Consider the following 24863-nt stretch of genomic DNA (forward strand, 5'->3'; position numbering starts at 1 on the left):
ACCGCATAATTCAGCCTGCGTTCAGCCGCTAATGCAGCTGGTGAGCGTCGAAGGCTGCGCTACGGCTTCGCTTTCACTCTCCAGCGCCGGCAGCACCGGGGAGAAGTCGTACAGCGCGCCGTCATTGTGGAAGACATAGGCCTGCCGCTCGAGCTTCGGCATCTCGACGCCGAAGACTTCGCTCAGCAAGATCCGGAACGTGTTGACCGGCGTAAAATCGCTCTCGATGATTTCGGGGTCGACGCCCGGCATGCGGATGGCGCTGAGTGTCGCCATTTTCTCGCGCAGTTCCTCCGGCGGCACGTCGCGCCACTCCACGCTGCTGATATCGGCGCCGAAATTCTGGATCTCCTCGCCCGCATACTGGGCCGGCCACGGCCCTTCATCGGATTGGAGGATAATGATCGCATCCCGGTCGCGCGCCAGGATCGTATCGACCATGCTGAGCGTGCTGCTATTGGCCAGGCACAGCTGGCCGATATAGTTCTCGGCCCTGGTACGCGCCGAAGCCTCCGCCACGCTGGTGCATTTGCCCTGGGCGTCGATGACGAAGGGTGGATGCGGCACCAGCATATGCGCAAATACAAATCGGGGCGCATCGGTCGTCTTCGCCTGCGACAGGGCGTCGAACTGATGGCGTATGCGCTCGCATTGGCGCTGGCGCGCGTCAAAGAACGGACTGCCAGTGCTCTCCAGCAACCTTGCCAGCAGCGCGTTTTCGCTGAAGCTGCGCAGGCTTTCGGGTACGGCGAAATACGAGTCGCTGCTATCGGCCAGCGACGAGTTGCGCGTCGGCTCCCACCAGGAACCCAATGTATCGACCTGATAGCCCAGAGCCTGCATGAAGTTGAACAGGCGGGGAGAACTCAGAGTCTCGTAGAGCGGGATCCAGTCATTGCTGCCCAGCCCGACGCCATCGGTGTCGACAAAGCCGAGATTGAGCGTCGAGGCGACCGAATGGGCGGTGCGCTGGTAAGCGGCGAAGGCATCGTCGGCGACCACGAAGCCGCGTTCACGCAAAGCCGTTAGGAACGCGGAATTGTCGTGACCATAGTGCCGGGCCATCATGTCGGCGCGTGCATAGCGATCGAAGATGACGAAGTAGATATCCGGCGTTGCGGCGGGCGCGACGCTGGGCTGTGCCAACGGCGGATAATTCGCGGCCAGTGCCGCACGTATGGCGCCGCGCTCCTGCCAGACGCCGTTCGTGGCGATGCTGCCAAGCAGCAGAACGCACAGCATGGTCAGGAAGATCGTCGTGAATTTCCCCGCCTCCGCCGCGACCTTGCCGCTGCGTAGGCACACGATGATGAGCCCGGCAAACACCGCCGCCCAGATCCAGACGCCGCCAGCAATCAGCTGCGTTCCAACGAGCCCGTCATACAGCAGGCCGATGGTTGCCAGCACCAGCACCAGGCCGCTCAGCGCTGGTCGGCGGAAGATGGCAATGGCCAGCAGTTGCAGCACCAGCAGCGCGCCAAACAGCATGGCAATGCCGAGCACCACGACATCGGGGCCGATCCGGTTGATGTTGACATACCAGATCAGCAGCGGACCAATGGCCGAAACCAGCGCCAACTGCAGGATCGACAGGGCCACGGATTGGGTGGTGGTGGAGCCTACGCGCGCCATGGTCAGCTGCGATCGAAACCATAGAGCATGCGGCCATCCGAGGAGATGGCCTCGCTGCTGACAATACGCGCCCGCTTGCGCAGGGCGGTCTCGAACTGCTCCTGGCCATAGTCGGGGAAAATGTCGCCGCGCAGCGCCAGCATGGTCTGGATCATCGGGTCGCTCTTGGGCACAAATTCCACAATGCCCTGCGGCGCGAAACCGGTGAGATAGTCCACCACTTCATCGAGCGGCACGTTGCGTCCGATGGCGAGGTGGTGCTCGACGGCCAAAGCCAGCACCGCATCAAAACGCGTCCGCTCGGCCATCGGCGCGCGCTCTTTGTTGCGCCAGCCGATGCCGGGGCTCGGATTGGCGGCATCCTGCCAAAGCGGCAGCAGGTTGAGCGTCTTGTCCCGGGCGCGCTGATGGGCTTTGTCGAGCGCCCCCTGGTCGAAGTCGAGGCCGACAGCCATGGCGGCGCCGGAGCCGAGCGCGAGCTGCGCATATTCGCCCGTATTGCAGCCGATATCGACGATACGCGCCGGTTTGACGCGCTTGCAGAACGCCGCGACTACACGGCGCTTGGCCTCATGCTCGGCGTCGGAGTAGCTGTTGTTGACGTCGTATTGCTGCCAGGTGGTGCTGTCGACGCCCTTGGGCTGCAGCGTCTCGATCCACTGCCGCAACTGCTGCAACAGGCCGAGATAACGCGCCTTGGGCAGCGTCACGTCGCGGGCCTGACTCAGGGCCACCGATCCTTGCTTTGCGGCGCGACCGGCCGAATAGGCCGGCGCCAGCACATGCGCCAGCACGCTGGGCGAAAACCGGCTGGACCATGGCAACATGGCCGCCAGGTCGCGGCTCTCGATGCCCTCGAGCGACCCACGGAACCAGTTCTGGTAGGCCACTCCGTTCAGCGCCTGCAGCAGCAGCGGATTGAGGAACTGCTGGCAGAACTGCCGGTGCCCGGCCCACACTTCGCCATCGCGATAGGGCCGGAACGACAGTGCATCAATGAAGACCGGCCTTGGCCCAATAAACTGCACATTATAGGCGCTGGCGTCACTGAGAACGAAGCCATGTTCCAGGCTCTCGATCTGCACGGACAGATGCAGCAGCGCCGCCGCCTTCAGCAGAGCAAACGGCCACTCATAGGGGTATGAGATAAACGGGATCGTCTCGTGCCGGACGATGAGACCGCCCGATTCATGGGCGATCGGCCAGTCGCTTTCGGCCACGATTTCGGTGCCGACCAGGCGCTGCGCGGCGATCAACTTGCCAAAAAGCGGACTATCGAGAAACTGGCGGAAACCCGGCGCGGCCGAGGGCGCTGCGGCGCGAAAAACCGCGTCTCCATGCGTGAAGACATACCCTGCCGGATCCCGGAAGGAACCCGCGACGCGTTGAACGTCACTCAATTCTTGTCGGAATTGACGTCGGTGACGTCACCCTTGGGTGCAAACATCGCCTTGATCTGCACCAGCTTGGAGCGGAAGGCAAAAAGCCCTGTCGCCATGGCTGCGATCAGGCCCTGAATGAGAATGCTGCCGGTGCCCGGATCGAGATAGGCCCATGCATCCACGGTCCAGAGCAATAGGTATGACCCGGCCAGGCAAGCGCGCTTCATGTGTAGATCCCCAAATACACCCTAGCTATAGCCGCTGGCCATTAATGAATTACGATCTCGCACGGCAAAACTGATGCTTTCCGCGCAAACCCAATTGCACTCGCATGCGGTCAGCGCTTTCGAAAACGGCTGGTTCCATATCGCTGGCGCGGTCAACGTCCGCTTCCGCCCATCAACTCAAACTGCGATCAGCGGCTGGTTCATAAATCGGGGCCAAGAGCTGGATCTCGTCGGCTGCGACACAGCGCGGATAGTCGAGAAATCTGCAGCGCCACCCCCAGAAGGGTGAGCCCGACGACCACGGGAAAAAACTGACCGTTGAGCCCCTCGACCAACGTGGTGACCGCGAGCGGCGCTCCCAATTGTCCCGCCAACCATCCCAAAGCTGCAAGCAACGCCACAACCGCTCCCAACACGCGCAGCAGGCCATAAAGGCGACTGCTGGCGATCAACAGCAGCGCTGGCATGGTCACCGCAACGATACCCAGTTGCATGGCTTCTATACCCAGATTGAAGCCCAAAAGGCTCATCATCATCTGGCTAGGTGACAGCTGCATAGCGGCCAGGGTGAACGAGAACGCCATGCCGTGAATAAGGCCAAATACGCCGGCCACCAGTGACTCTTGCCCCGCAAAGAGCGGTCGTAAAGCATGTATTGCGCTGATCAGAATTGTAGCGGCGATGGCGATTTCGACCGGCTGCTCCGGTAGTTCGAACGCCGCCAAGCTGGCAAGGACCAGGGTTAGGGAATGCCCAATGGTGAATGCGGTGACGATCCTGGCTATGGCCACCACGGTGCACCGTGCTCCGATATAGCCGCGCCAGCGGCCTGCGACAGCCAGCAATGGCGCCGGTAACAGCAGGACCAGCAGGAAAAGGACATGATCGGTGCCCTCCGCGATATGTGACATGCCCAGGCTGAACATGCTCGCGAACCCGGTCCAGTATGACCCGCTGGACAGGTCAATCGCCAATGGCTCAATCGCCCCATCGACCGGGTTCACGCGCAGGACGCCCAATTGCATGGGCGTCGCGTGCTCGCTTGCCAACAGGCCGTTCATCCAATCCTGTCGGACGACCACCAACGCCGAGTGCGTAACGACGCGATGCATGATGCCATCGTAGCGCAGCATGAAGCTGCTGGTCGCCATGCCCGGAGGGGGCGTGAGAACCAGATGGGCGGTGACTTCCGGAAAGGCGGCATCGGCCGTCGGCGACTGGTCCAGGGCGACGGAGCTCACTGCAACCGACCAGAGTGCCCCGTCGGTCGCCACGATTTGGGTATGCTCGGACAGATAGGCCGACAGTCGACTGGCCTCCGGAGGTATGGATGTCTCCGGATCAATCGCAAGATGAGTGCTAAGAGCAAGATCGAGTTCGATGAGCGGAATTGCAATTTCCGCCTTTACCACATCCTCCCCGATATCGAGGGTGATGATGGTGTTGGGCATCGGATGCGCCGAGGTCGCAGTGCAGGACAGCAACACAAGCAGCGCACCCGCCAGCAGGCCGATCATGCTCGGCGCCTAGAAGCTGTAGATTGCACCATAGTCCGTTTCATGATCACGCCAGATGGTGTGGTAGTGGATCTGGCTGGAATAGATCACGCCATCTTGGCAGACGAACTCGATCCAGACCCGCGGCCCGTCGATGCGGACATAGTCGGCATGATTGGCCAGCGTCGCATTGCCGGAGAAGGCGATGTAAGTCTCGTCGAGCTCGGCCTGATAGTCGGCCATGATCGCATCGGCGGTACTGGCCGCCGTATCACGCACCCATTCAGCGATGGCGGCGAGTACCAGTTGCCTTTGCGCATCGTCCAGCTCGGCCACGCGCAGCCCGACCTTGGTCGAAGGAAACTGTCCGTCAGCGCCAGGTCCGAGCACGACATCGGAGAATGCCGTGTCCAGCTTCGCCGCCGCCAGTTGATCTTCGCTGAGCCCTGCGAGCATTGCCACCATCGCGGCGCGGTCATCCTCCAGGGGGCCATAGATGCTGTCACCGCTGGTCCACACCTTTGGTTCCACACCGATGAAAGCAGGGGTGTCGCCCACTTCGACATTGCCACGATAGGTTTTCAGCAGCGCTAGGTGGTGTCCGCCAAACTGCAACTGCCAGGTCTCGCTCGCGCTTGGCTCGCCCAGGAAAGCGATGAAATAGGTTGTGCTCGAATAGCCGCCGCCCCCGCCAGCGGGTGGGGCGCCGGCCGCGCCAGCATCAGTTGGCGTGGCAGCGCCGTCTGGCGGCTGCTCACCTGGCGGCGTACCGCTACCTGGCCCTCCGGCACCGCTCGCTTGCGATGCGTTCAAAATATCATCGGCCATCGTGACCTGGGTCAACTCGTCATAGCCATCGTCGCCATAGTCGCTTGTTGCGGCCTTGATGACGGCCAGTGCCGCACTGACCTGCTCACCGCTCAAGTCGGATAGCTGCACGCCCACCCGACAGTTCGACCCACAGGGCAGGTTGGACCACGCAGTCGAATTCTCTTCGGTCATGGGCAGAACAACTGCAGACCGTTGCTCATCCGAAAGTGTGACGAGAAAGGCATTGGCCGTGCACAGGACGATTTCGACCTGACTGGGCTCGGCCTGACATTCTTCAGAAATTTGAACATCTTGGCCGGGCTGCGCAATACCCGTTGTGGCGACCGAGCCATCTTCGTTGAGAGTGGCGGTGGCATCCTGGCCCAAAACCAGGACCGGGTTGCTTGTCGTAAACGCAAGCCCGAGAGCGAAAACCATGGCGGCGCGTGCGATCATAACGTCTTGATCCCATTGTTGAAGCGGCACTTCAATTTGTAGCAGCCAAAGTCGGTGAAATCGACAGGCTCGGTGCGATGTGCACGGGAGTCCTCGGTAGCGCTCGACGCACGTTCGCTGGGTTGCGTGAAAGGACCAAGATCGCTGGCAGCGGCCTATGTGAGTCATGGCCATGTGGCGGCGGCCCAGCGACTGGAACGAGTTCCAGGCGTGCTCATCAATGTGACGGCAATCATCTTTCCGTCGGCCACATCGGCCAGCCGGGCGAGGAAGCCCAAGGCGGGCCTGGAAGGTCCAGCAATCAGATTGGCCGACACAATGACTTGAATGGTGCTGCCGGACAGGATTGAATTTCCTACGACGTCCGACTAAGCGTTGATTTTGTTAGCAAAATTCAGGCGCCAACTGCTGCGTGTGTACCAATGGTGTGTACCTTGAGCAAGACAAATTACACACGGGTCCGGAGACCCCCAGCCTGAGCTGAGGGCCTTCGGTATTTTGGCTACCAGTTGCCCGGCTGCCAAACGATTGGTCCGAGAATGCCAGCCCGTGGACGGACGATGTTGCCCAGGGTGTCCTGGTACAGGCCGTTGGCCGAGCGGGAATATCCCTTTGCCACAGCATCTGTGTCGATGTCGGCCTGACGACCGTGGTTGTAGGTGGTCCAGTCCGCTGCTGGGTTGTTAGCCTCGCTGGCAGCCGAGGCCGCAGCGTTGTTTGCCAGGGTGTTGGCACGCCACTGGGACCAGGACCGGAGGTCCTCAAGGCTCAACACCCGAGGCTTGCCGCCTTGGCTGCCGTTGGCTTCGCTCCAGTCCAGGGGAACGAACGAGAAGTCGTCCTTATTGACGATGAAGAAGTTTGACCCCCGCTGGATGACCGTCAGATCTTGAGGCGCCAGGCCCCGCTCCGACATCGTCACCGGGTTCTCGGCAGCGAAGCTGTTCAGGTAGGCATTGAGAGCATCCCTGACGTTTCCTGGGGCGTTCATCCCACCGAGGTCAAGGACTTGCCCCCGATACGGCATGAAGGTCTTCCGGGTCATCTCACCGGCCAACTGGACGGCTTTCGCTGGGCTCATGCCATTGGCTGCCACAAGCGCCTTTGCAACGCCTCCTATCCGCTGCTCAATGGCGTATGTGTTGCCCAACTCGTACCGCTGCTCGGGATCGTTCTCCCAGAGCCAATCCCAATCGGTAAAGTCATACGCTGCTACCTCCTTATCCAAGTCGGCCACGGCCTGCGGACTGAGCGACACGTTGCCCGAGTTGACCACCTGACCGGCGAACTGGATGGCCTCGCTGTCGTTCATCTGCAGGGTGCCGACGCCGATCTGGAAGGCCTCAATGAAGTCGCGGTCCTTGGCGTCCTTGACATGTGTCTGGAGGATCAGCGGGTTCTGCGCCGACACGGCCACAGCCGTCTTCAGCCGCTCGACCAACTGGGTCTCAGCCTCAGGGTCCATCTGGGTGCCTGGTGTGGCCTGCATGGCGATGCCATTGAGGGTTTCCGACAACCGCGGATTTAGCTGCCCCGCCTTACCGAGTTGCACCGTGTCATGGATGATCTGCTCCTGTGGGGTCTCGTTGTAGTTCCGTGCCCTCATGTCGGAGAGCTGCCCATAGTTGACCATAGCGGTTTCCCGCTGCTGGTCCGGGGTGATGGTTTGCTGAGCCCCGTTGATGTCCGTGTAGACGAATGGTCGGAGGTCGTTGAGGCTACCGCCGTTGAGCAGGGTCTGGAGGTTGTTGCCGTTTAGATCAGCCACCGCCAGGGCGTGTTCCTGGTTCCACGTCGCCCGCTGAATGTCGGCATTAATTAGATCCACCTTGGCCATGTACTGCGGGTTCTCCGCGAAGGACATCCCGCTGGGACCCTTAGCGTTGATGATGGCGGCGGCGTACTCAGGATTGGTTGAGGCGATGCGGGCGGCGTTGGTGAGGAGCTGGGCGTCTAGCGCCTTGTTGTCCACCCCAAGTGTCCCCTCGGTGCCCATGACTGGGTATGTACTGAAGAGGATGTCGGCTGTCTGCGCTGGGTCGCTGCCGTTGATCACGGCGTGTTTCAAGAAGCCCTCCATGCCGAGGTACGCGGCGTCTGTGCGCTGCTCGGTGGCCTGCTCGTTCATGCGGTTGATTCCGAACTGGGTGACCTGTTCACGGGCTGACCCAAAGGCCGCTGCGATCTGCTGGCCCATGATGGGATTGTCGCCGTACTTCTCCAGCTCAGCATTCAGCCACTTGGTGGCTTCCGCGTTGGGGTCACCAGTGTTCCAGTCGAACTCGGTCTGCATGTGCTGGGTGAACTCGGCAGCAGCGGCCTCGCCGTAACGCTGGCCTAGGAGCTTGCCTGCGGCGGTGTTCGCGAAGGGGTCGGCATAGGACGGGATGTTGCCCGCCCGCACCTGAGCCTTGATCTCGTCGTTGGTCATGCCATGGATGCGGCGTTCCTCGGCCCAGGTGTTGTTCTGCTGGACGAGAGGGGCGACCGAACTGGCAATGCTGCCGATCTGACCGACAGCCGAGGAGAAGAAGCTAAGTGCCGCTGCGGTGGCCTCGAAGCGACGATCTATGGATGCCTGTGCGGCTGCCGCGAAGGTGTCGCTGGGGAGTGGTGCAGGCTTGAGCTGGGCGGTGTTGCCGAACTCGGGGACCTGGATACGTGTCTGTGTCATGTCTGTTCCTTTGAAATGAGAAAGGCCCCCAGCGGGATTGCTGAGGGCCTGTGATGGTTGATGAGGGCGCTAGGGCTTCAGAATTGCTGGAGGCCTTCCCAAGCACGCGGAAGTGGTGGCGAGAGCTGGGGAGTGTTCGCCGCCGAATTGGCCAGTGCATCTGCCCGGATATTCACGGGGTCATCGGCGTGTCCGCGAACCCATTCCCAGGTGATGTCCAGGCCTTGGCAAGCGGCGACCAACTGTGTCCAGAGATCAACATTTTGAACCGGCTTTCCGTCACCCTTTCGCCACCCCCGCCGCTGCCATCCAGGTAGCCAATCGGTCATCCCCTGGATCAGGAGGCGGCTGTCGCTGCGGATCACTATTGGTGGCATCGGTCGGTCCAGCAGGTACTCAATGGACATCGCCCGGATCGCCTCCAGGGCTGCCGACATTTCCATCCTATTGTTGGTCGTGTTGGTCTGGCTCGTGCCGCACAGTTCGCGCTCATCGACAACCACGCCGTCTTTGAGCCACTGGATAACGGCACCCCAGCCGCCAGGGCCAGGGTTCCCGATGCAGGCGCCATCGGTGTAGATCAGCAACGTGGTTTGAGGTTTCTTAGTCATAGGTTTCCCTTCGCCCCGGTTCGCCGGGGTCTTGTGAGGTGATGAAGTTGCGTGTTGCGCCCCTATAGAGTGATGCAACACACAACGAGACTGGCGAAGGAGGGCAGAGCCCCCCTCCTGAGTGTTGGTGGAAGTTAGAAGTCGCTGTTGTCGTCAGGTCCGGTGTCGTCGAGATCAAGGCTGTGGCCAGCGGCTTGCCGGTCCCTCAGCCCACGGGCTTCTCCTAGGTAGCCCTTGAGGCCATCCTCGGTAGCCAGCCCCCGAGCGACGATGAGCTGTGCCCTGCGACTGACGGTGCCCTTGTTCACGCCCAGCGCATCCGCGACTTCCTGCTGGCTCACGAAGTTCAGCGACTGGAAAGCCTTGAGGGTCTGCACCAGGCTGTCCTCCTGGTCATCCTCAACCTTCCAACCGGTGTCCTCTAAGGACCACGTCTTGGGCGCAATGGTGCCGTCGCCCTTGGCACGGAACTTTGAGAACGCCGCAACAAAGGACGCCTTACCAGGTGTCGAGACGGCAGGCTTCTTCAGCCCCAGGATGACCTCGAACGTGGTGTTGAGGGCGGTCGACCCCCGTGGCTCCTGGCCGTCCTTCCTCGCATGATGAACAAGGATGGTGGTGATGCCCGCCGCCTTCATTCGCAGCAGGAAGGTCTGGACGGTCCGGAACGCGGTGGAGTCGTTCTCGTCGGCAAGACCATCAGCTACCGTCGAGAGGTTGTCGATGATGAGAACCTCCACTTTGTCCTTTCGGCAGCGCTCTAGGAGTGCCAATTGGTGATCCTGAAGGGTGATGTCGAAGAACTCGCTCTCCGGGTCCTGGGCCTGCCTAGCGATGACCTCCAAGTTGCGACCGGCAGCAGCGCGGTCCACCCGATCTACAGCCCCATTCCCCAACAGCATCCTCAGGCGATCCTGAAGGTCCATAAGGTTCATCTCGCCATCGACGATCAGGACCTTCCTGGGCTTCGGTGCGGTCCATTCCCACACCTTGCCCCCTCCGGCGATGGCAAGCGCCAGGGAGAGCGTGAGCATGGTCTTGCCCACACCTGACCCTGCCCAGATCAAGCAGCTCTCGCCGGTCCTGAACCACGGCTCTAGGACGTACTCGCGGGTTGGGAATTGGGTATCGAAGAGCTTGCCAAGGGAGACGCCCTTTAGGTCACCGCAGGCTGTCACTGGCGATGTCACAGCGGCCACCCTACTGCTCCCCCTCAGGCTTGAACGTAGGTGTCCCCAGAACCAGCGATAGGGCCTCGTCCTCCTGGTATCGGCGGCGCTGCTTATCCTCCAGCACCTTCTTGGCGATATGGGCCCCGTAGGTCGGCAGCCCGGTCTCCATCAGCACACCAGCAAGGGTCCTCATGGTCTTCGCTGAGGTGTCCCGGTAGTAGTTCTTCGGCTTGCCCTTCTGGTGATCCCAGCTCACCCCTACGCTCAGCGAGGGGGCATAGCTGCGGAACATCCTGGCCAGTTGAAACCCGAAGGCATCGACGGTGCCCTCGAAGCGGGACATGTCGAGTTCATGGAGGTAGCCCATGGCCATCACGGCAACGATGACCTCCCGACGGTCCTCCCGATTGCGCACCTTCAGGACCACCTCATAGGCTTCCCTTAGGTTGCGCTGAGCGGGGCGCCCGTTGGCGTAGTCCTGTAGGTATTGGTCGGCGTCCCTTACGAGACCCTCGAAGCGGCTCTCCAGCATGTCCCATACGGTTCGCTTAGAGCGGCTATCCAGCCACAGGCGCACTGCCTTGGCGTGGGGTTGGAGTTCGGTCTTGGTAACCGGCTTCTGTGAGGGGTGCCCGTGGCGGCGCTGGTGCTTCTGGTGGGTATTGCACAGCGCGGAGTATTGGGTGCGCGGTCGGCCGCACCCTAGGATTTGGCAGATGGTTTGGTCCTTTCGGTTCGGTTGGGAAATCGGGTTGTGTATGCCCTTGGGTCACCACAATGGTGTGTGGTGTCCATGGTTCACCTTAATTGGGATCGTGGCATCTATGGCGGCCCCTAATCGTCATCATCTCGGTGGAGACCGGGCGAGATGTGCGCGGGTATCCGTGGGAGGACGTAATTGGGGTCACCCCCTCCCACAGCAGGGCGGAGAGTGGAATCCCGTCATGCTACGGCCGACCCGGCCACGTTGCATTTCGAGGGCACCAATCCGTTTGCCCAATGGTGGCGTGTAGCAGCGGCAGTGGAAACCGAGGAGCGGGCTGGAGCGGAGTGCCGACGCTGTTGGTCAGCATTAGCAGGACCCTGGTGTCGCCCCGGATGGAACCGGCCAAGTCGCGGGGCGTAAGCAGCTCCAGCAAGGTTGGGGTGTACTTCCGGTAGTATTCAAGGACTGAAAGGTATGGCATTGCCCGCTCCTATAGAGCGCTATTGCTCTACTGGCGCGCATCAAAGCATTAACCCACGGCCCGTCAATCGACTTGGTTTTTTGATGACAGCATACGTTTGCACACTGTTGCAGTTGAGGGATGATAATCGCGGTGTGTCTGCCCAGTTTGTGTTGGCTGTTCAGAACAATTCATGCCTTTACTGCAACGGTATTTGACAGATTGTCGCACCTGCTGTGACTGCCGAGGCCGTCAGTTACCAACACGGTTACAGTCAGAGACTTTGTTGCTGGGTGGCCTCGTTTCCAGCGGAGCGGCGCCGATCTCGTGCGAAGTCAGACAGAGCTTCTCAACCTTCTCGGCCACCTCGTTGAGCGTTGCCGCCAGTCGGTTGACCTGAGAGTTGGTGCCTGCCAGTTCCGGCCCGTAACGGGTGATCAGGTATTCGCGTGTCTGATGAAGGCCACGCAGGTGGGCAGCGGTGCGCACACGAAGGCCTAACCCCATTTTGGTGGCGGCCTCAACCCGCAGAACGAGGTCATGCCTCATGCCCCTGACAACCGAAGGCCTGGCGCCGCCGCGCAGCAGTAGGGCGTTCAGGTAGAGTTCGAGTGCGTGGATAGCCGTTAGGCGGAATGGAGCCCAAGTTAGAGGCTTTCCCCGCTTGCCCTGCGCCACGAGTGCTAGGGCCGCAGTCCGGTACTCGTTGGCCAGTTCCAAGACCTGCTCAGGCGATGCGAGATCACCGGGGTAGTCCTTCCTGTCCGTGAGGGCATCCATGCTACCGGCCTCCTGCTTGGCCAGTGTAGTGCTGGGGCCGGACAGCACAACGACCACAGGCCTTACTGCTTAACGGCTTCCTTAGAACCTGCGTCCCAGGCCTCCAGGGCCGCGAGGGCCTTCCCGGGGTCCTCCTTGATGCGGAGTACGGTTTGCCTGGTTAGGCCTAAGAGGCGGGCGATCTCACTGGTGCCCGCCACTTCCATGGACAACAAGCGGATCACTGAGTCGTACTTCTCTCGGTCATAACTAGGCTTCCTGCCGAGGTACTCCGTCTTCTTCCTTTGAATGGCGGCGTTGGCCCTCGCTTCGTTGATACCGGCCCTCTGGCTCGCCTTAGTGGCCTCGTACTGGGCCTGCGCCGTCGCAGCCATGAAGCCAATTAGAGCGTCCCGCACGGCCATCTGTATGGGGTCCTCGGTAGCTCCATCGAAGGTCATGTTGTTGATCACCGTGCGGACCACGACGCCCCGCCGCATGAACTCCTTGATGGTGTCGGTTACGTCCGCGTAGTTGCGCCCGAGGCGATCCACCCAGCGCACCACCAAGGTGTCCCCATGTCGCAATAGGTCAAATAACCTCCGTCCTTCAGCTCGCTCACGGAGCGCGGTGGTGGCGCCGGAGACACCCTGATCAGCGACCACCTCGTCTATTGTGAACCCCGCCTGCTCGGCCTGGGTTCGTTGGTGGGAGAGGGTTTGATCGGCGGTGGAGACGCGGGCATAGAGGATCGTTGACATGGCAGCTCAGGGTGTCCGTAACGGTACTGTCCGTTAGGTTGCATGTCCGTTGATCTGCGTCAACCCTTACGGACACCCTTTCGTACGATCCAGGCGATGTCCGCTGAGGTATACCCTAGCGGCCGTAAACCTGAGCGAGAGAATCGCTAAAGGTATGACCAAGCTCGCACAACTCGCTGTTTAGGCCGGCTCTTCCGATTGCCTGCGGCAGCTTGTTGCAATTGGGTTGTGGCAGGGGTGCAACCCTTCCTTGCCGCAGTGGGCTGGGTGGGGTACGGGGGGGCCCCCCTCCTTTTGCTATTGGATACCCGCTCAGAATTTTGCTCCGAAAATTCCGGTCTGCCACCATGTCTAGGGCAACGGTTGTCCGGGTACCCGGTTTCGAGGCGCTAACGGTCTAGGCCTTCTTGTGGCAGCTTCTGGGGCGATTCTGAGCGGCTTTGCTGTCGATATTGGACGAATCGTGCTCCCTCATACTCATTGAGTTCGGGGGGCGCATTAATGACTTATGATTTCGGTCGAATGAATGGGGCTAGTTTCGAACGACTGGCCAGGGCGCTCGCCTTTAAGCACTTCGGTACATCTGGGGTAGTTTTCTCGTCCGGCGCCGATGGTGCCCGAGATTTCACTATCGAGGGAAAGATCCGTGGATATGAAAGCAAATCATGGGATGGTTATCTTGTGCTTCAATCCAAATATAAGGAGCACCAGGGTCAACGTGACGATGTCGATTGGCTAATAGGTCAGATTAATGCGGAATACCAAAAGTATGCGAATCCGGATAATGGACTACGGGCTCCAGAATACTATGTGGTGGTTACAAACGTTCGGCTGTCTGGCGCAGATGGTCTAGCCAACAAGAAAACCGGAAAGACGAGAACTGGCGGCTACACCAAAGTGTCCAATGTTCTAGACACTTGGAAAGAAATTGGAGTCAAGGGCTGGGACATCTGGCACGCGGACAAACTGGTAGATCTTCTGAATGACGCTAGCGAGGTCAGGCAGTCCTTTGCCGCTTGGGTAACCCCAGGCGACATTCTAGCCAAGATACTCCATGATACAAAAACCCTTCGCCCCGAGTTTAAGCAGACGATTGGCAGAGCAATTAGGGTGTCTCTTCATCGTGACCAGTTTGCGCGGCTCAAGGATGCAGGCAGCGTGAACGACGATCAAATCCGGACCAGTCAGGTCTTTATTGATCTCCCCTTACCTACCCCCCGAAATTCAGATCAGAGCATGGCGAAATTTGTCGTGTCGAGTCTGATAGATAGAGCAAAGGAAAAGCTCGACCCCGATAGTCTTGACAAGGATGCGTCTATACGGGGTTCGGGACAGTCGCAGGACCGCAATAAAATAGTACTAGTTGGCGGTCCCGGGCAGGGAAAGTCTACAGCCACCCTATTTTTAACCCAGATCTTTCGAGCGGCTCTGGTTGATAAAGATCCGGCTACGCGCCGCGACCATAACTTGAAGAAGCTGGTTCCTGAAGTCTTGTATAGGGCGGCTTCGGAGAGGATAAATGCGGACGTCCCACACCGGTACCCGCTGAGTATCTCCCTTCCGCGGTTCGCGGACGCAATCTCCCTGGCAAGGAAGGAGACGCGGGCGCTCCCTTCGCTGCTAACCTTCATTGCTCAGGAACTTGCAGTGGTTAGTGACGGGGATGTATCCAGAGCCGACATTCGAGAATGGCTAGGACTTCACCCGTGGCTATTGGTTCTTGATGGGCTTGACGAAGTACCATCAACAGGAGAAAGGCCGGCTTTAATTAAAGCAATTAACAGCTTCTTCTCCGAGGTGGCTGAGGCCAATGCTGATATACTGACAATTGTTACAACAAGACCGCAAGGCTACAATAAAGATTTAGATCCCGAAATATGGGAGCACTGGCGTCTAGCAGAGCTCTCTGTAAAGCAAGCGCTGGACTACGCCAAAGGGTTTGGAGAGGCCAGATACAGAGACGATAAGCATCGGAGATCCGAACTTCTCTCCCAGCTCTCGGCCGCTTCTAAGCAACCGGCAACCGCGAGATTGATGACCTCGCCGTTGCAGGTGACCATCTTGCATTTCATCGTTGACACCGGAGGCGGGGTGCCGGCTGCCAGGTGGACACTATTCAATGAGTATTTTGAGGTATTGAAGCGTCGAGAAAGAGCAAAGGGGGGAGAGACCCAACGGGTTTTAGAGCATCACTGGAACCAACTCGGCCCCCTGCACCATCGGATCGGTCTAATCCTTCAATCTGATAGTGAGCACGGAGGAGGAGCCGGCGGAAAGCTGTCCCACGATAGATTGAAGGGGATAGTTAGGTCTTACCTGCAGTCTGAAGGCTTCGCCGAAGATGACCTTAATGCAAGGGTTGACGAACTGATGAGTCTGGCTTTGCACCGCCTAGTCCTTCTTTCTACGCAGGAGGAGGGGCAGGTGCAATTTGATGTCCGATCGCTGCAGGAATTCATGGCCGCCGCCGCGCTGACATCTGGGGATCAAAACCTTATGGAGTCGCGGTTAGCGCACATTGCGGGCAAGACCCACTGGCAGCATGTTTTCCTTATTGCAGCTAGCCGTTGCTTTGCTGACGACGCCTTCCACTATCGGCGTACCGCTATCGTCAGCATCGCAAGGCAGCTCGATGCATCAGAGCCCGACATAGTTGTGAGAAACGGAGCCAGACTCGCTGTAGAACTGCTTGCAGATGGCATCGGCTCTGATCACCCGATTTCTCGTAGGCAACTACTTTTACATAGCCTCGACACACTCCAACTTGGAGAGGACATGATAGATGAAAAATTGTACTCTCTGTGGGATGAGGCGACACTAGATATATTGCACCGTAAGACCGAAGAGCTTCTGAAGCTTAACGGTCCAGGCGCTCGTGCTACGTGGTTATTGTTGATCAGCGTCGCCAAAGAACATCCAACGTGGACAATGGGGCTAATCAGGTCACACTGGCCCGAGAATCCTGTCGAGGCGCTGCAGATACTCGACAGCTCGACCCTGCCTTGGCATCCCGAGATTGATGCACTGGCGGTCGAAGCGCTGATGCGCGCTGGTCCTTCCGCTGTACGGCAGTTGCCGCAATTGCGCTCCCAAGCAAATCGATTTCGTGAAAAGGGCTCAGCCTTCGCAAGTCTTCTTTGGCGGTTGTTCGAAGAACGAAACGCCTTGAATGCCTCTGTATTCTTAGCAGATGGTGGCTTCCACATTAAAATATCAAGGATACATCAGGAAAAAAATGTACCCGAAATCGATAGTGATGGTGCGAAAGACTGGCGGGTAGTTCGCTTAGCCAGTGAATTCTCACAGAACCCTGGAAAGGATTTATTGTCTAGAATTCTCGTCGAGATCGCTGACGGGTATTTCGAGACGGCGAAGTTACTCATAAATCGACTGCCCTGGCCCTTGGCCTCTATCCTGCATGAGGCGGATACTGCCGAGGAACTGAAGGATTGGTCCGACCGGGTCGCTCTTGGTCACATAGGGGATGGCACAGACTGGTCGCGGGCTGAACGTCGGTGGCAGAAGGTGGGCATCGTCGAACAGGACTTGCTGGAATTGAGAAAAGGGGTGTGGTTTTCCCATGACGTTGCTCAGGTCGGTTGCCCGCCGTTCTGGACTTATTCGGTTAGCCCTAACTCCAACAACGTACATGTAGCGGACATGTTCTCGGCAATTTCACATGAAGTTAGCCGCACCAAAGATGCAGACATTTTGTTGGGCGCAGCGATGTTTGCCCTCCGCGGTTCCCTATCAGAAGATATACACGATGAGGATTTGGTCCGCCGTCTGTTCGACATTGCGGTGGGCAAGGGGCGTGGCAAGTACGGTAGCTTGTCAAGTTTAGTGCACATAGCAGCCCATGACTCCGCAAGATGCGGTAATTTGGCGTTGCTTCTGCCCGAAATACATATCGTCAATCTGCGAGAGGGGAGCTTTTCAGTTTGGAAAGACGTCCTTGATGGCAATCCCGGCTGTCGACCAATTTTGCGAGCCATAGCTGCAACTCTGGTAGAGTGTGACACGGAAGCCGAGCTAGAGGTGGCCCTTCGCCAACTCGATTCCTATGCTTTCATACACCAAGCCGGTGACGCCGATGGTGTAAGCGAGGCTGTTGCTGTTATCAGGCTTATGTCTGGCCTGAACGACAATATAGAAACCGACGTAGAAGCGATATTGTCGGCCCATCTAAAATTGGAGTGCGGTTCGCTGTTCATGGCCGCATTACAAAGTGACTACATTAATCCCTCATTGGCGGCGAAAGTTCTGATCAAATTTATCAAGGCCTTGGAGGATGCCAGCGAGGACGTACCTGCTCTTGTACTACAGCAGTTGCGGAAAGCGCTCGATAGTCGGCGGTCCGAGTTCACAGATCAGGCTACCTGGATTTCCTCATTCAGACTTCCTGAAGATGCCTATGAATTTCTACTCCCCCTCCCCTCCAACACTGATCTCAGAAGAATTTGACACTGCAGCGATAAAGCCAGACCCAATCGAACTGACACCTGAGGTGAGAAGGGGCGAGGAAGCGATTGGAAGTTCAGCGGCCAATGACCGCTTTCCCCATGCTGCGGCCTGAAAGCAAACGTTCGGAATCGGGTCCAAAGCGGCCTTAGCACCGACCGACTTACTTACCTCGTTAACCCATCATTTACTTCGCAAGCGCATGGTCTCGTTAATCACTTGGTAAGGAGACTGCTTTGCGGACGTTGGGAACGGCGCTGGCCGTTATTGTCGTCATGTCCTCTCCGGTCGTGGCAGAAGACAGCAATGTTGTATTGGCGAATACGCCTGGCAATCGGCAGGTAAATGCGTCCCCGAACTTATACCCGCTTGAGTGGCAGCGCCGCCTGCTGGCTGTACAGTTAGCCTTTGCGGCCACCCTCCCGAAGACCGATCCAATTGAAACCGGCTCGATTACTCCTCAAGCTCAATGACCTCGAGTGGATCAAATGAGGCGCCTCTTTTGATGCCGCTGGTAAGCTGGTTCGCATCGAAAGCGGTTCCCACGGATGACTTCAGGTAGCACTGCTTGAGCCTTGAGTCGTAGGTGAAGGCACGGCACGCAGTCTCGTCTACGCAGGCCATCCTACACTCGCCAGGCGAATCCACGCCCCTTTCTGGTGAACTTGCGAAGTCAGCCCCACTTAGGCCTTGGCGGGCAAGAACGTCTTGGGTCGGGTCAATTGCCCCAATTGTGTAGGTAGCGGCCACTTCATTACCGGGGGGAAGAAAGACCCCTGAGAGTGCGTCTGCGTAGCCCTCAAGCCGATTTACCCCGGACTTTAGGAAGCAGTTGGGTCCACGTGTGATGCTTGGGTTGGCGTTGAAGGTAAAGGCCAGGCATTGGTTGTCCTCCATACAGGCGGTGGCACACTGCACGGCGTCCTCTGAACGCTCCGAAGATATGTCATTCCCATAGAAATCCAGCCCGCCATACAGGGCGATCCTAGGACCAAACGACTGCGTTGGCACGGGGGCCGTGGGCGTCGTGGTTTGCGGTTGCGCCCTGGTGTCCGTCTTCGCAACCTTGGTGTGGATCGATGTCGTTGACGGGCTGGCTGGCGGTGAGACCAGCGCTAGGTTGGCCGTCGTCAATACGACTGGGCCCAGCCTGTTGATGTCGAGGGTGTCGATTTCGCTAGCGGAGAAGACGTACATCTCTTCGCTGGGTGTTCGGAACATCCTCGTCACCACCTCAGTGGGCGTGTCGAACTGTTCAAGGGCTTCAATGACATCGGAAACTGTCGATTGAACTCCAGAAGGGTCATCCACGCCAAACATCTGGTGAACGCCCAGCTCGCCTTCTGCCAACCGCTCCTTACCCGCAAAGAATATGTAAGCGCAGGAGGAGTAGCAGCCGAAGCCCTTTGGTACGGCCGTGCTGAGACCCCGGCTGTGTACGTCCCCGGCAACGATCAGCGCACTTGCGACGTACCCGCCAGGGCTACCCAGTACCAATACCTTAGCGTCGGGACGGGCCGCCGCCGCTCTGCGGAATTCGAGTGGCGTGTTGATGCCAATCTCGCCGTCCAGCAGGATAACGTCCTGCATGTCGTCGAAAATCAAGAACGCTCCGATGCGCTCATCGGCAGTCGCCAGGCTGGGGCCCGCAAACACAAGCCACAGCAAGGTCATGAACAGATTGACTACTCTCATCGGCGTCCCCCAAGTGAATGATGGCGCACAAGTTTTCATGAGTCGAATCCTAAGTTTGCCTGCGTAGTCACCTGCTGAACTGGCATCGGTTCAGTCCTGAAATGCCCTGATCATGGCCTCCGTTACGTCACCTTCGTAGCAAATTGGACTGGCACCGCCAGGTCTTGAATAGGCACTCCTCCCCCCGCATCGACGTCCTGCCCTATCGACGTTGTAGGGACATGGGCAGCTTCCGGAGTATGAGTTGACGCTACCCTCTATGATCAATCTCACGATCTCAGATCGAGGACGGCTGTCCTCAATTTGAGACGGCGCCACTTGCGCAGGTTTGGGGGCAACATGGGGTGTGACAGGTGGCGCGGTCGAAGTAAAATCGCCATGCACCCACCCCTGCTCCCCGCCACCTGCACTGACTCTTAGCCACTGGCCCCTGGACTCGAAGACTTGAAGGGCGGTCCCTGAAGGTAGCGTGGTTATCTTTGCGCCAGTCGTGTCCGGAGTTTGGCGCAGGTTTAGGCTTGAAGCAGTCACGTATCGGATGACGCTTGGTTGTGCTGGTGCCTCAGAAGGTGGGGCGTTTGGTGTCGTGTTGGCAGGCAGGGTCTGCGTTTGGCGCGGCGGGGCATTGGAATTGTGGTCACCCGATGTGAGTTTGCCGCACTGCGTCAGCCCCCAGACCAGAAGTCCAACGAGCACCCAGCCCCCAAACGCACTCCCTCTGCGGCCCGCCACATGCTCCCCCAAGGGAGAGATGATGGGACACGGCCATGTGAGAGTCGATTGGTAAGTCTTCGGGCACCGCAGCCGCCTTGCTAGGGGCGGCGCCTTCGGCCCCCACTCACCCCAATAGCGATCAGGTGCAGGCCGAGGCTGGTTAGAATGGCTATAACAGCACGGCCCACGTCAGCAGTTCCCAGGGCAACCGGCGCCAGCACAAGCGATGCCACCAAGGCTACCGCCAGGCCGTTGGCAAACTGAGCAATTGTTCGGCGTGCTTCGCGATCCAGTTTCATCATCTTCCTCCTAGCTTCCCCCAGCATAATTCCCACTGGCCGTTGGGGGGATAACGGGGATAGCTTTGATCGGAGGAGGCTAGGATGAAGAACGAAGGGTAGACGCAAATTGAGTCGAGTGCCGAACCACCCCCAAAGACCGAATTTCCTGGAGCTTACCCAGTTCGGGCTAACCTACGTCGTCGGCGAACCGGTGCGCTCGGAGGATGCGAGGCGGTTCCTGGAGGACTTTGATCGGCAACTCGCCAAGATGGACGAGGAAAAGGACACCAAGACCGCAATCGCCGGGGCCGATCCAAAGCGTGTGTAACCTCTACTCCGTCACCACCAACGTCGAGGCAATCCGGGCCTTCGTCCGCGACATGCGGATCGATGAGGCGACCGTGGGCAACTTCCCGCCGCAGACGGGCATCTTCCCCGATTACCTGGCCCCCATCGTCCGCAACTTCGGTGACAAGTGTGAGCTGGCCAGGGTCCGTTGGGGTATGCCCACGTCCTCGGTGGCGCAATTCGAGGCAACCAAGAAGCGGGCCCAGAAGCTGCAACAGAAGTGGGGCCGTGACCTTACGCCGGATGAGTTCAAGACCCTCCTGCAGAACGAGCCTGATAGCGGCGTGACCAATGTCCGCAACACCTCCAGCAAGCACTGGCAACGCTGGTTGGCGCCGGAGTTCCGCTGCGTCGTGCCCTTCACCTCCTTCAGCGAGTTCAACAGGGAGGAAGGAGGCGACATCTGGTTTGCCTTCGACGACAGCCGCCCGCTGGCCTTCTTCGCTGGCATCTGGGCAAGGCAGTGGACAAGCGTCCGCAAGGTCAAAGAGGGCATGATCACAACGGACCTGTTTGCCTTCCTGACTACCGAGCCAAATGAAGAGCTGCTGCCTATCCACCCAAAGGCCATGCCGGTAATCCTTACGACGGCTGCCGAGGTGGAGACCTGGATGACGGCGCCCTGGGAAGTCGCCAAGGCCCTGCAACGCCCGCTTCCGGACGGCCTACTCCGCATCGTCGCACGCGGCGCTAAGGAGGACCCACCGCCGTCCCCTACGCCTCCCGCTGGGCCTTCCCTGTTCTGATCTGCTCCTCCTCCTCGACCGTCAGAGCGCTCTTGCTGGCCAAGGGGTTGTAGGGTCGGAGATGCGCCGTCGACTCGGAGGACGGGAGCGGTGGGGCAGCGTCAGGGACGTGCCAGTCGATGTCGATATGAGGAGTCCCGCAGTACGGGCACTTGCAGCGGTGGGGCAGCCGGGCCAGAGGGAAATCGTCACCCAGCGCCGCGATGAGGGACAGGATGTTCAGCTCAACGGTCTCAGGGCAGGAATCGATCTTCTTCAGGGCGGCGAAGCGTCGATGGCAGGTCAGGAAGGCTCGCCAGCCACCCAGCCGGGCGTTCATGAGCTTGCCCCAGGTCCAGCCCGGCACCTCGTAGACCAGCACAGAACAGGTGACCGCGCCGTAGGTGGCCGCACGCACACAGCCCTTCACGGCTGCCGCTTGCCGAGCGCACTCGTGTAGCGTGGTTTCCCCACCAAATCGTCGGATCATGTCCGCTCGCTTGACGGTACCGTTGCGCCGACATGCCCGGCACTCAATGCCAAATTCGGGTGCCTCCAGTTGTTCCAACTTGGTCAGCCGGGGATCGATGGCCATAGGTCAGGTTCATTGCATGATCGTCAGGACGCCACGGTCTAGGTTTTGAGCAACCCTGTAGGGTGCTGATAGGCGGAAGCGCCTGCCTTCCTCGCCGTACTCGGCAAAGCGGAAACCGGCCGCCAGCAGGTCAGCGGCCTCCTCCTTCGTCAGTTCGAGCGTGCGAAGGTCACGCTTACCCAGGACGGTGCTGTACGTGAGCATGTTTTGACTCGTGATGTTCGTTCTTGTTATGTTCTAATTCTCATTGCTTCCAAGAGTCCAGCCCAGGGGGACATCAAATGTGGAAACCGCAGCAGTCAGTTGGTCAGCGTCCGAACAAGTAGCGCTATCAACTTCCTCGTCTGATCTGCATGCTTTCGCTAGAAGGCGTGACCGCCGTCAGTCTACCTTGGCTGAATGTTAGGAGCTTAGCGTTGGCAATTTCCGGTAGCGTGCGACTCAGGCCAATTAGGCTGGCCCTACTTGTTGAACCCTCTGACCTCGTCTCAATCCGCCGGTTCATGCGACTAAGCACCTGCATCTGGGGCGGGCGTCATAACCCTATTGTCACGATTGGTGGCGAGGACGGGGGCCTATCCCGCAATGGCTCGACCGCCAAGGATTTGATCGACCACTTCGAGCCAGATGTACTTGTGGAAGCGAAGGCTGGAATGGCGGAGTCGCTTGGCTGGAGTAGCGAGCGCAGCGGGTTTGGAACGCCACGTGTCTTGCCCTTGAATCAATTCTATCGTGTCGAGAACGAACGTTGGATTGAATTCCCGGCATCACTCGGAATCGAAGGGGCGATGCACACGTTGTATGAGAGGGAATTCAGATTCCAGCGACGGCATCCTCAGTCTTTCTTGGCCTTCGAGCCGTCCGAAGACGCCGGAGCATTTTTCGAGGCGGTGGTAGGTACTTTCCCGGCCGACAAAGAGCTTGGGCGCTTTTATGAGACCTACTGCGAGGTGTTCAGTGCCGAGAAGGTGCCGGCCGATGTCGATGCTTACAAGCGCTACCTTAGTGACCACTATCTCGGGCCGCATTGGGTAGCGTCAAACGACCTGGAACTACACGGCGGCGACGGCTGGCACCCGCAAATGTTCGTATTCGACCCCAACAATCCGGCAGACTTGGTAGGGTTTTGGAATTTCCGGCTGATGAACCGCGCAGTTCTGCCGATCAACTCGCATTGGATATCGGATGTTGCGGAGTCGCTGCGTCAGGACATTGTTGCCAACCATCGACCTCTCCCGGGAAATTCAAGCGGCATCATGATTTCTACCGATGTCAACCTTGCTGGGTCCCTCGGGCCGAAAGTGGAAGGTGAATTCGTGCGTGCGATGGAGGGCCTCGATCCGCAAGCCTATCGGCTGGTAAATCACGATCCGAATGGGCTTGGGGGGCGTGGTCGATTTGGCCGGGACAGGATCATCGCAGCAGCGGAGTCCGCTTCGTTCAACGAGGAAATTACGGAGGGGCGGTATGTCAAGATACCAACGCCGGCACCAGACACCAAGAAGGTGCCCTATCCCACCGGTCACTGGGCGAATGTCCTAAGGCTGGAGTCTCGTTGGCAAGACAGCTATGCGACCGCTTACCCCTACAACCTCTGGTCTCCCGGGTATCCCCGACTTCTGTCTGGCGACCCTGTAACGGTTACCAGCGAGGGCGTCGTTAGCCTGCATAGTGGGACGATCGGCTACACCCTACTTGAACCCCAATTCGGGCGTGACGCCGTGGTGGGATGGCTGAAGACACACAACATTGAGGCCATTCCTTCTGACGCCGGCAGAGTCGCTGCCGAGGTCATCGCCGCCGCTGGCGGGCTGCGGGGGAGCGGTATGTATGCAGACGCGGAAACACTCCGCCTTTTGAACAAAATGGCTTTGAGTGAGCGCGAAGGCGACGGCCCTCGTAAACAGAAGCCGGACAAAGCAATGCCCTTTGCGGCAATCGAGCAGCATTTCAAGGCCCGTGAGGCCCGGTCATTTGGTTACTGGAACAGACTTGATCACTTTCTAAAGCAGTCGGTCTTTCGTGCAGGATTGGGGGTGCAATGTCCGAATTGCGCTCACAATAATTGGTACGACCCAAAGTCGCTCGACGATAGGCTAACTTGCGCCCGGTGCTTGAAGACCTTTTCTTTTCCTCAGTCTCCTGACGGGCTTCGGCGGCTCAACTGGCTCTACAGAGTGGTTGGGCCCTTCGCAGTGCCAAACTTTGCCCAAGGTGGGTATAGCGTTGCGCTCGCATTGAGACGACTGTGGAACGATGGCGAGCAGGCATTCACATGGTGTACTGGCCTCAATTTGAAGCCGTTGAATCGCGAAATCGACTTCATAGCTTTCCTTGAACCCCGTGGCCTGGGGGCCTTCGAACCCTCGAAGCCGCCCTTTCTGGTCCTGGGAGAGGCTAAGAGCTTTGGACGAGAGGCAGTCACGCAGGCGGACATTGACGGACTAATGCTGGTAGCCGCCACGCTACCGCCAGCCGTGTTAGTTATGGCGACATTGAAGGAGATCGAGGATTACACAGAAGAAGAGCTGCGCATCCTCACCGAGTTCGCGAAGTGGGGTCGACGAGAGCGAATAAACGGCGTGCCTCGAAATCCGGTAATGGTCCTGACGGGCACTGAACTACTCACGGACCACGATCTGCGTTCGGTTTGGAAGCGCAAGGGCGGAAAAGCCGCAGAGCTTGCAGGGCCTGCCTACCGCATGTTTCGAAACCCCGTGGAACTTGCTGAACTGACACAGCAGCTTTATCTCGGACTGCCCGATTTCTGGGAAGATCTGCGTCCAGCTCCTGTGGCGCCGCCAGCAGCGCCCAAAGCAGAGGTTGTCGACGACCAAAAGCCGCCGGAAGATGGCCAGCGTGGTTAGAACTGTTGGACTGGATTGGTCTGGACGCGCA

18 protein-coding genes are annotated in these 24863 nt (G+C 58.9%); 3 read left to right on the forward strand and 15 right to left on the reverse strand.

From position 1 onward, the window contains the following. Nucleotides 1–21: 21 nt before the first annotated feature. The 11 genes from IM737_RS17070 to IM737_RS17120 form a co-directional block, all read right to left on the reverse strand. On the reverse strand, nucleotides 22–1632 hold the full coding sequence (locus IM737_RS17070; RefSeq protein ID WP_236896008.1) for a sulfatase-like hydrolase/transferase: 1611 nt from the start codon (nucleotides 1630–1632) through the stop codon (nucleotides 22–24). A 2-nt stretch (nucleotides 1633–1634) separates the two neighbouring features. Beyond that, a complete protein-coding gene (locus IM737_RS17075) occupies nucleotides 1635–3032 on the reverse strand; it encodes a class I SAM-dependent methyltransferase (protein ID WP_236896011.1) in 1398 nt (465 codons plus the stop codon). Then, nucleotides 3029–3241 (reverse strand): hypothetical protein, encoded by a 213-nt coding sequence (locus tag IM737_RS17080; RefSeq protein WP_236896013.1) that lies wholly within the window; start codon nucleotides 3239–3241, stop codon nucleotides 3029–3031. Before IM737_RS17080 ends, IM737_RS17075 begins: the two co-directional genes overlap by 4 nt. 200 nt (nucleotides 3242–3441) lie before the next feature. Next, the gene (locus IM737_RS17085) at nucleotides 3442–4758 is read right to left on the reverse strand and encodes a HupE/UreJ family protein (RefSeq protein ID WP_236896015.1); all 1317 of its coding nucleotides are present in this window, start codon (nucleotides 4756–4758) and stop codon (nucleotides 3442–3444) included. Between the two features lie 9 nt (nucleotides 4759–4767). Then, the gene (locus IM737_RS17090; RefSeq protein WP_236896018.1) at nucleotides 4768–6177 is read right to left on the reverse strand and encodes a DUF3500 domain-containing protein; all 1410 of its coding nucleotides are present in this window, start codon (nucleotides 6175–6177) and stop codon (nucleotides 4768–4770) included. A gap of 328 nt (nucleotides 6178–6505) precedes the next feature. Further along, nucleotides 6506–8677 carry a hypothetical protein gene (locus tag IM737_RS17095; protein WP_236896020.1) on the reverse strand — a complete coding sequence of 724 codons (2172 nt, stop codon included), beginning with the start codon at nucleotides 8675–8677 and terminating at the stop codon, nucleotides 6506–6508. A 77-nt stretch (nucleotides 8678–8754) separates the two neighbouring features. Next, nucleotides 8755–9288, reverse strand: a complete 534-nt coding sequence (rnhA, locus tag IM737_RS17100; protein ID WP_236896022.1) for a ribonuclease HI — start codon at nucleotides 9286–9288, stop codon at nucleotides 8755–8757. A 134-nt stretch (nucleotides 9289–9422) separates the two neighbouring features. Further along, complete coding sequence (locus tag IM737_RS17105; RefSeq protein ID WP_236896025.1) at nucleotides 9423–10487, reverse strand: AAA family ATPase; 1065 nt, start codon at nucleotides 10485–10487, stop codon at nucleotides 9423–9425. A gap of 1 nt (nucleotide 10488) precedes the next feature. Further along, nucleotides 10489–10992, reverse strand: coding sequence for a hypothetical protein (locus tag IM737_RS17110; protein WP_236896027.1), 504 nt, complete (start codon nucleotides 10990–10992; stop codon nucleotides 10489–10491). 886 nt (nucleotides 10993–11878) lie between these two features. Continuing rightward, complete coding sequence (locus IM737_RS17115; protein ID WP_236896029.1) at nucleotides 11879–12406, reverse strand: hypothetical protein; 528 nt, start codon at nucleotides 12404–12406, stop codon at nucleotides 11879–11881. 62 nt (nucleotides 12407–12468) lie between these two features. Then, nucleotides 12469–13146, reverse strand: coding sequence for a recombinase family protein (locus tag IM737_RS17120; protein ID WP_236896032.1), 678 nt, complete (start codon nucleotides 13144–13146; stop codon nucleotides 12469–12471). Nucleotides 13147–13647: 501 nt separating this feature from the next. On the opposite strand from IM737_RS17120, the gene IM737_RS17125 reads away from it, so the two are divergent. Next, nucleotides 13648–17610 carry an NACHT domain-containing protein gene (locus IM737_RS17125; protein WP_236896035.1) on the forward strand — a complete coding sequence of 1321 codons (3963 nt, stop codon included), beginning with the start codon at nucleotides 13648–13650 and terminating at the stop codon, nucleotides 17608–17610. Between the two features lie 450 nt (nucleotides 17611–18060). On the opposite strand, the gene IM737_RS17130 is transcribed toward IM737_RS17125, so the two are convergent. Continuing rightward, nucleotides 18061–19302: a PAN domain-containing protein gene (locus IM737_RS17130; RefSeq protein ID WP_236896038.1), complete on the reverse strand. Its 1242-nt coding sequence runs from the start codon at nucleotides 19300–19302 to the stop codon at nucleotides 18061–18063. A 90-nt stretch (nucleotides 19303–19392) separates the two neighbouring features. Beyond that, nucleotides 19393–20034: an SH3 domain-containing protein gene (locus IM737_RS21075; protein WP_442874144.1), complete on the reverse strand. Its 642-nt coding sequence runs from the start codon at nucleotides 20032–20034 to the stop codon at nucleotides 19393–19395. 583 nt (nucleotides 20035–20617) lie between these two features. Between IM737_RS21075 and IM737_RS17135 the strand changes: the two genes are divergently transcribed. Further along, nucleotides 20618–21391, forward strand: coding sequence for an SOS response-associated peptidase (locus tag IM737_RS17135; RefSeq protein WP_236896040.1), 774 nt, complete (start codon nucleotides 20618–20620; stop codon nucleotides 21389–21391). On the opposite strand, the gene IM737_RS17140 is transcribed toward IM737_RS17135, so the two are convergent. Both IM737_RS17140 and IM737_RS17145 read right to left on the reverse strand, forming a co-directional pair. Then, nucleotides 21360–21965, reverse strand: coding sequence for a hypothetical protein (locus tag IM737_RS17140; RefSeq protein WP_236896042.1), 606 nt, complete (start codon nucleotides 21963–21965; stop codon nucleotides 21360–21362). The genes IM737_RS17135 and IM737_RS17140 overlap by 32 nt on opposite strands. A gap of 9 nt (nucleotides 21966–21974) precedes the next feature. Next, nucleotides 21975–22169 (reverse strand): hypothetical protein, encoded by a 195-nt coding sequence (locus IM737_RS17145; RefSeq protein ID WP_236896043.1) that lies wholly within the window; start codon nucleotides 22167–22169, stop codon nucleotides 21975–21977. A gap of 212 nt (nucleotides 22170–22381) precedes the next feature. Between IM737_RS17145 and IM737_RS17150 the strand changes: the two genes are divergently transcribed. Further along, on the forward strand, nucleotides 22382–24832 hold the full coding sequence (locus IM737_RS17150; protein ID WP_236896046.1) for a hypothetical protein: 2451 nt from the start codon (nucleotides 22382–22384) through the stop codon (nucleotides 24830–24832). Nucleotides 24833–24863 lie beyond the last annotated feature (31 nt).

The sequence above is a fragment of the Devosia sp. SL43 genome (assembly GCF_021729885.1).
Taxonomy (GTDB): Bacteria; Pseudomonadota; Alphaproteobacteria; order Rhizobiales; family Devosiaceae; genus Devosia.

Excerpts from the sequence above, each read along its gene's own strand:
- IM737_RS17090 (WP_236896018.1), bottom strand. The coding sequence starts at position 6,177 with ATGGCCATGACTCACATAGGCCGCTGCCAGCGATCTTGGTCCTTTCAC.
- IM737_RS17070 (WP_236896008.1), bottom strand. The coding sequence starts at position 1,632 with ATGGCGCGCGTAGGCTCCACCACCACCCAATCCGTGGCCCTGTCGATC.
- IM737_RS17110 (WP_236896027.1), bottom strand. The coding sequence starts at position 10,992 with ATGCTGGAGAGCCGCTTCGAGGGTCTCGTAAGGGACGCCGACCAATAC.
- IM737_RS17085 (WP_236896015.1), bottom strand. The coding sequence starts at position 4,758 with ATGATCGGCCTGCTGGCGGGTGCGCTGCTTGTGTTGCTGTCCTGCACT.
- IM737_RS17130 (WP_236896038.1), bottom strand. The coding sequence starts at position 19,302 with ATGAGAGTAGTCAATCTGTTCATGACCTTGCTGTGGCTTGTGTTTGCG.
- IM737_RS17140 (WP_236896042.1), bottom strand. The coding sequence starts at position 21,965 with ATGGCCATCGATCCCCGGCTGACCAAGTTGGAACAACTGGAGGCACCC.
- IM737_RS17125 (WP_236896035.1), top strand. The coding sequence starts at position 13,648 with ATGACTTATGATTTCGGTCGAATGAATGGGGCTAGTTTCGAACGACTG.
- IM737_RS17120 (WP_236896032.1), bottom strand. The coding sequence starts at position 13,146 with ATGTCAACGATCCTCTATGCCCGCGTCTCCACCGCCGATCAAACCCTC.
- IM737_RS17115 (WP_236896029.1), bottom strand. The coding sequence starts at position 12,406 with ATGGATGCCCTCACGGACAGGAAGGACTACCCCGGTGATCTCGCATCG.
- IM737_RS17080 (WP_236896013.1), bottom strand. The coding sequence starts at position 3,241 with ATGAAGCGCGCTTGCCTGGCCGGGTCATACCTATTGCTCTGGACCGTG.
- rnhA (WP_236896022.1), bottom strand. The coding sequence starts at position 9,288 with ATGACTAAGAAACCTCAAACCACGTTGCTGATCTACACCGATGGCGCC.
- IM737_RS17095 (WP_236896020.1), bottom strand. The coding sequence starts at position 8,677 with ATGACACAGACACGTATCCAGGTCCCCGAGTTCGGCAACACCGCCCAG.
- IM737_RS17145 (WP_236896043.1), bottom strand. The coding sequence starts at position 22,169 with ATGCTCACGTACAGCACCGTCCTGGGTAAGCGTGACCTTCGCACGCTC.